Source organism: Chryseobacterium sp. MYb7 (assembly GCF_002979455.1).
In the GTDB taxonomy this organism is placed as follows: domain Bacteria; phylum Bacteroidota; class Bacteroidia; order Flavobacteriales; family Weeksellaceae; genus Chryseobacterium.
Window position 1 is genome coordinate 122,968 of sequence record NZ_PCOU01000013.1, and the last position, 6,571, is coordinate 129,538.

General features: G+C 36.7%; 6 protein-coding genes. All 6 read left to right on the forward strand.

The window, feature by feature from the left end; all coding sequences use genetic code 11:
* Positions 1-33: 33 nt before the first annotated feature.
* The 6 genes from CQ046_RS12330 to CQ046_RS12355 all read left to right on the forward strand — a co-directional run bounded on the left by CQ046_RS12330 (position 34) and on the right by CQ046_RS12355 (position 6,377).
* Positions 34-864: a CPBP family intramembrane glutamic endopeptidase gene (locus CQ046_RS12330; protein WP_105702532.1), complete on the forward strand. Its 831-nt coding sequence runs from the start codon at positions 34-36 to the stop codon at positions 862-864.
* A gap of 42 nt (positions 865-906) precedes the next feature.
* Positions 907-1,482 (forward strand): RdgB/HAM1 family non-canonical purine NTP pyrophosphatase, encoded by a 576-nt coding sequence (gene rdgB / locus CQ046_RS12335; protein ID WP_410493683.1) that lies wholly within the window; start codon positions 907-909, stop codon positions 1,480-1,482.
* A 69-nt stretch (positions 1,483-1,551) separates the two neighbouring features.
* Positions 1,552-2,466 (forward strand): ribonuclease Z, encoded by a 915-nt coding sequence (locus CQ046_RS12340; protein ID WP_105702533.1) that lies wholly within the window; start codon positions 1,552-1,554, stop codon positions 2,464-2,466.
* Between the two features lie 7 nt (positions 2,467-2,473).
* A complete protein-coding gene (locus CQ046_RS12345; RefSeq protein ID WP_410493685.1) occupies positions 2,474-3,244 on the forward strand; it encodes a TIGR02757 family protein in 771 nt (256 codons plus the stop codon).
* An 11-nt stretch (positions 3,245-3,255) separates the two neighbouring features.
* Positions 3,256-3,813, forward strand: coding sequence for a DUF1003 domain-containing protein (locus CQ046_RS12350; protein WP_105702534.1), 558 nt, complete (start codon positions 3,256-3,258; stop codon positions 3,811-3,813).
* A 203-nt stretch (positions 3,814-4,016) separates the two neighbouring features.
* Positions 4,017-6,377, forward strand: a complete 2,361-nt coding sequence (locus CQ046_RS12355; protein ID WP_105702535.1) for a choice-of-anchor L domain-containing protein — start codon at positions 4,017-4,019, stop codon at positions 6,375-6,377.
* Positions 6,378-6,571: the final 194 nt, after the last annotated feature.

A 6,571-nucleotide genomic window follows, 5' to 3' on the forward strand; every position in this document is an offset into this window, starting at 1 on the left:
TCTTTGTTTCTAATAAACTTTTACAGAGAAAGGATGGAAAATAGCAAATATCCGAAGTTTACGTTTACATGGTTTGGCGGTGTTGTTTTGGTGGTTGGATTATTCGTGGGAACAATGGCCGTTTCTTTATTCAGCACTTTTTGGAAAGTTGTTTTCAAGGAAAATCTTGAGCTTAAAGATTGGTTTCTTATGGTGGTGAATTCTGTAGGATTCCTTACAGCTATTGCCTTCTTCGATTTTTTTATTGTAAGACGTACTACCCAGAAGAAACTTAACTTCAATTTATCATCAGTCAATTTCTCTACCTATCTTCTCATCTTTCCAATGATGGCGGGAATGATGTTTATTGCTGAATTTATTGCTGCTCAGATTCCTACGACAGGTCCTTTTTTCGGTAAATTTTATGATTATTTTACTCAATTAATGAGCCAGCTGACTGATAATCCTATTGTAATGATTATCATGACAGTGATTATGGCTCCGATTTTTGAGGAAATTATATTCAGAGGAATTATCCAGAAAGGATTGATTAATAAAGGAGTAGAACCTTGGAAAGCGATTTTGTACGCTTCCATTATTTTTGGAGTCGTTCATGGAAATCCTTGGCAATTCATCAGTGCAGTAATGCTGGGCTGTGTACTCGGATTGGTATATCATAAAACAAAATCTTTGCTGATGCCGATATTGCTGCATGCGTTTAATAATTTAACCCTGTCACTATTGGTTCTGTATGGTAAAGATGAAAGTTTTGCAAAAGTTTTGAATGTTTCAGAATGGCTGGTTTTAGGAGCGGGAATTGTACTTTTCTCTTTATTCTACTATCTGTTTATGAAAAAGTATAAAGTACATTATGCTGAAATGTAATTAGCCTAAGCTAAAAAAGTAAAATTGAAAATGAATATAGAAATGGAATTATTAGTAGCTACACACAACGAACATAAAAAAGAAGAAATTCAACAGATTCTGGGAAGTGATTGTGTTGTAAAAAGTCTTACCGATTACAATATTAACGAAGAAATTGTAGAAGATGGAGACTCTTTTCATGCCAATGCTTTAATCAAAGCAAAATATTGCTTTGAAAAAACAGGAGTTCCAAGTTTGGGTGATGACAGTGGTCTTGTAGTAGAATCTTTAGACGGAAGACCGGGAATTTTCTCTGCCCGTTATGCCGGAGATCATGATTTCGCAAAAAATATCGAAAAAGTATTGGAAGAAATGCAGGATGTTGAAAACAGAAAAGCTTATTTTGTGACTGTTCTGTGCTACTATGATGAAAACGGAGCGCAATATTTTGAAGGCAGAGTTCACGGAAATTTACTGACAGAAAATAAAGGTTTCAAAGGGTTCGGATATGATCCTATTTTTGTTCCTGTAGGATATGACAGAACCTTTGCAGAAATGGAACCGGCAGACAAAAATAAAATCAGTCACCGTAAACAGGCATTAGACCTATTTATGGATTTTTTAAAAGTGACTGATTAGGTTTAAATATTAAAGGTAAAGCACCCATTTAGATTTTCTGTTGTACATTTGTTATCATAAATTATTGATTTGAGTACTTATTTAACAATATTAGGCTTTAATTCTGCGATCCCAACCATCAACACATCACCCACAGCACAGCTGCTGGAAATGGAAGAAAGACTCTTCCTGATAGATTGTGGAGAGGGTACGCAGGTACAGCTGAGAAAAGCAAAAGCAAGATTTTCAAAAATCAATCATATTTTTATTTCCCATCTTCATGGGGATCATTGTTTCGGGCTTCCGGGGCTTATTGCTTCTTTCCGTCTTTTAGGAAGAGATATGCCTTTGCATGTTTATGGTCCTAAAGGGATTAAGAAGATGCTGGAAACCATTTTTCAGATTACGGAAACCCATCGTGGTTTTGAAGTGGTTTATCATGAGCTGGATAAAGATTATTCTGAAAAAATATATGAGGATAACAGAATAGAAGTATATACTATTCCGTTGGATCACAGGATTTACTGCAACGGTTATCTTTTTAAAGAAAAACCGAAAGACAGGCATCTTAATATGAAAGAAATTGCCAAGTACAGCGAGATTGAAACCTGTGATTATCACAATATAAAAGCAGGAAAAGACTTTGTGCTGAGTGATGGTTATGTGCTTAAAAATGAAATTCTGACACTTGAGCCGGCTCCGTCTGTATCTTATGCATTCTGTAGTGATACCCGTTATCTTGAAAGCGTCATTCCGATTATTAAAAATGTAACGGTTCTTTACCATGAATCCACATTTTTACATGATCTGAAGGAAATGGCAGATTATACAGGTCATACCACAGCATTGGAGGCAGCAACAATTGCTCAGAAAGCTCAGGTTGAAAAATTGATTTTAGGACATTTTTCCAACAGGTATGGAGATCTGACCGTGTTTACCGATGAAGCCAGAGAAATTTTCCCCAATACATTTTTACCAAAAGCATTGGAAAGTGTAAAGATCTAGAATGAATATGCTGAAATTTGAAGAACTCAGAGATTTTCTCAACGAAAAGGCAGATCAGTACAATGCTCCCGATTTTATTGAAAATGATCCGATACAGATTCCGCATCGTTTTTCTTTAAAACAGGACATCGAAATTGCAGGATTTCTTGTAGCCACCATCTCTTGGGGAAACAGGAAATCGATCATAAATTCCGCAGATAAAATGTTGGATATTATGGGAAATTCTCCCTATGATTTTGTGATGAATTATTCAGAGAAGGATCTGGAAACCATTCAGGATAAAAGTATTCACAGAACTTTTAATGGACAGGATTTTTCCTATTTCATCAGACAGTTCAACAGAATTTATAAAGAAAATGAAAGCCTGGAAAGTTTATTTAAAGTAAAAAAAGGAGAGCATAATTTTCTCCACGCAATAGAACGATTCAGAAATGGATTTCTGGAAACAGAAAAACACAGAAGTCATAAACACATCAGTTCACCTTACAAAAACTCTTCTGCCAAAAGGATTATTATGTTTTTAAGATGGATGGTGCGTCAAGATAAAAGAGGGGTAGACTTTGGAATCTGGGAGAATATAGATCAGAAAAACCTATCTATTCCTTTGGATGTGCATACCGGAAATATCTCCAGAAAACTGGGATTGGTTTCCAGAACGCAGAATGACTGGAAAACAGTAGAAGAACTGGATATTGCCATCAGAAAATTTGATGAAAAAGATCCTGCAAAATATGATTTTGCATTGTTTGGATTAGGAGTAACCAAAGAACTGTTGTAAAAAGATAAAGGATGAAAAAATATAACGAAAAAGCAGAAGTTCTTGAAAAAATAGCAGACAGTATTACATCATGGATAGGATCTATTCAGTCTCTGATTGTACATACTCTCTTGTTTCTTACTTCGTTTTTGCTTCCAATGCTGAATATTGTGGATTTTGATAAGATGCTTCTGATTCTGACGACGGTACTTTCTCTGGAAGCTATTTATCTGGCTATTTTCATTCAGATGTCTGTGAATAAAAGCCATGAGAAAATTGAAGATATCCAGGAAGATATTGAAGACATTCAGGAAGATATCGAAGAAATTAGCGAGGATATTGAAGAAATTAGTGAAGATATCGAGGAGATTAATGAAGATATAGAAGATATCCAGGAAGATATTGAGGAGATCAGCGAAGACATTGAAGAAATTAATGAAGACGAAGATGAAGAAGATCACAATGAAAGAGCGAAAAATGTAATACTGAAGAGTAATGTAAACTCTAACAAAAATGAAATTAAAGCCTTAAAAGATATTATATCTCAGCTTCAGGGTGAGATTGATCAGTTGAAAAAAGAGGATAAATAGCCAAAACATTGGCGATGAAAATACAAACCGGATCAATATTTTGATCCGGTTTTTTTTATGAATGAATTTCTATTTTAATAATTATGGAAAATGTAATGATAAGAAAAATTCATTGTGAATGTAGATGTTGAATGAGAAATTAGTGGTGTGTGAGAATGCTTTAGTACAATTATTTTTGCTACATTTGAACAAATGAAAACAAAATGTTAATCTATAGACTAAAAAACTATTTTTTCCTTTTTTCTTTTTTATTGATTTCTGTTTCTGCTTTTTCTCAAACGAGGCCAGTCAGAAAATCAGAGAAGATAAAGCCTTCTGCTGCCGCTCTTAGGGCTGGCGCATTTATAGATGTCAATGTACCACCCTATACACCATCAAACTACACTCCCGAGCAATTGGTGAAGAATATTTTGATCAACGGTGGTACGAACTGTACAACAGCCAACGTTACCAACGTGACCGTATCTCCTAATCATGATGTGACCAACAGCAATAGATTTTGGGGATATTTTCATAAAGGGACCACCAACTTTCCCTTTACAGATGGTATCGTTTTGACTACAGGATATGCCTCAGAAGCAGGTAATAACTATGTAGCTGCTGTCGGGCAGTCCGTAGGAACGGGAAGTGATGCAGATCTTGTAACAGCTACCGGAGCGACGGTGAGTTTAACAGATGCTGTAGCACTTGAATTTGATTTTGTCCCGAACTCCAATCAGGTAAAATTTAATTACATATTCGTTTCGGATGAATATACTTCCAATTATCCTTGTACAGGATACTCCGATGCATTTGCGCTTTTGCTGAAGAAAGTGGGAGATCCTACGTATACTAACCTTGCAATATTGCCAGGAGGTGCAGGACCTGTAAGTGCCACCAATATTGTTCCTGCAGGAAACGGATTCAGTTGTGGGCCTATCAATGCAGGCTATTTTGGAGCGCTGGCTAATCCGCACCTGGTTATTAATTATTTTGGTAGAACAACACCATTAACTGCAATTGCAGATGTAATTCCAGGGCAGACCTATCATTTTAAAATGGTATTGGCTGATGCGAAAGACCCTTCTCACGACTCTGCTGTGTTCTTAGAAGGTGGATCCTTTGATGTTGGAATTAAAATCGTAGATGAAGCAGGAGTCGTTTTACCGGGCAGCATCAACATGTGTGACAATACACCAAAACAGTTGAAAGCCCAGGTAGCAGCCATTCCGGGTATGACTTATCAATGGTACAAAGATGGAGTTGCCATTCCGGGTGCAACCAATGCTGTTTATATTGCTAACCAGCCAGGAGTATATACTGTTAAAGTAATGGTTCCTGGCAACCAGTGTCCTAGTGAGGCAACCATTACCATTATCGGTGGAACAAGTCCAACCGTACAGAATGCTGAGCTTAAGCTTTGTACAACACCTACAGTTACTACCTTTAATTTAGAAACAGCAAAACCTTTGATCAGTACAACGCAGGGAGCGGTATTCCGTTTTTATGCTAATCAGGCTGATGCTCAGGCTCAAAATAATAGCTATATTACCAATCTTACCAACTATACTGGAACAGACGGACAAATCTTATATGTGCTGGTTTCCAATGGTGCGTTTTGTAGTAAAATAGCAACCTTAACTTTAAGAAAAGAAGAAACACCAACGGCTTTAGTAACAGCTCCAAGATTAAAAATCTGTGCCGGAGAATCTGTATTGCTGACTGCTACTGGTGGAGTAACCTACCAATGGGTTGATTCTGCAGGTACTACCGGAGGAATAAGAACGGTAAGCCCTACCCAAACCACTACCTATACAGTATACGCTATCGGAGCACAAGGATGTAAATCTTTACAGCCTGCACGTATTACAATTGAAGTGGTACCAGCCATTGTTTCCAACTTAAAAGGTGGTCATATCTGCCAGGGAGATAAAATTATCTTAGATGCAGGTTCAGGACCCAATTATACTTACCAGTGGAGCAGTGGTGAAACAAGCCAGAGCATCACGGTAGGAACTCCGGGAGAGTATTCAGTAATAATCAGCAATGGAGTATGTTCTAAAGAATTCAAAACACAGGTTATTAAAGCGGTAATCCCTGAAGTGATAAAAGTGGATTATAATGATAAAGGTATAATGATTATTACTGCAAGCAACCCAAGTAACGGTATCCTGGAATATTCAGTAGATAATGGCGTTACATGGCAGTCTTCCAATGTATTTAACAATGTGCCTAAAAATAAAGTTATTGCCATCAGGGTAAGAGTGAAATTTACAAGTTGTGTAGGCTTCCTTGAGTTCTTTACATTTGTGATGAAAAACGTTATTACGCCAAACGGGGATAATGTTAATGATATTATTGATTTCAGCGGAGTAGTTAATTATAAAGACTTTAGTGGGCAAGTCTTCGACCGATACGGAAGAGAAGTGTTCAAAGCATCGAAGATAACACCATATTGGGATGGGTATTTCCAGGGTAAAAAATTGCCTACCTCCACCTATTGGTATCAGGTAACTTTTGAAGATCCTGCGAGTAAGGAAATTACAGTGAAGACCGGATGGATATTGCTTAAAAATATAGAATAATTTAAACTATATTAAACGATAATAGAAAGACTGGCTATTTTGTTAGTCATGGTCGGAAGAAATTTCCGACCATTTTTTATGTTTTAAGTTTTGAAGACTTTTGCAGGATCACCCCCCGCAAATATTATTAGAATTGCGGTAATCATATCCCGAAGTTCCATAGCGATGCGTCTTTTAGCTGTTTTATATCCTAA

Coding starts and splice junctions, on each gene's coding strand:
- CQ046_RS12330 (WP_105702532.1), top strand. CDS start 34: ATGGAAAATAGCAAATATCCGAAGTTTACGTTTACATGGTTTGGCGGT.
- rdgB (WP_410493683.1), top strand. CDS start 907: ATGGAATTATTAGTAGCTACACACAACGAACATAAAAAAGAAGAAATT.
- CQ046_RS12345 (WP_410493685.1), top strand. CDS start 2,474: ATGCTGAAATTTGAAGAACTCAGAGATTTTCTCAACGAAAAGGCAGAT.
- CQ046_RS12350 (WP_105702534.1), top strand. CDS start 3,256: ATGAAAAAATATAACGAAAAAGCAGAAGTTCTTGAAAAAATAGCAGAC.
- CQ046_RS12355 (WP_105702535.1), top strand. CDS start 4,017: ATGTTAATCTATAGACTAAAAAACTATTTTTTCCTTTTTTCTTTTTTA.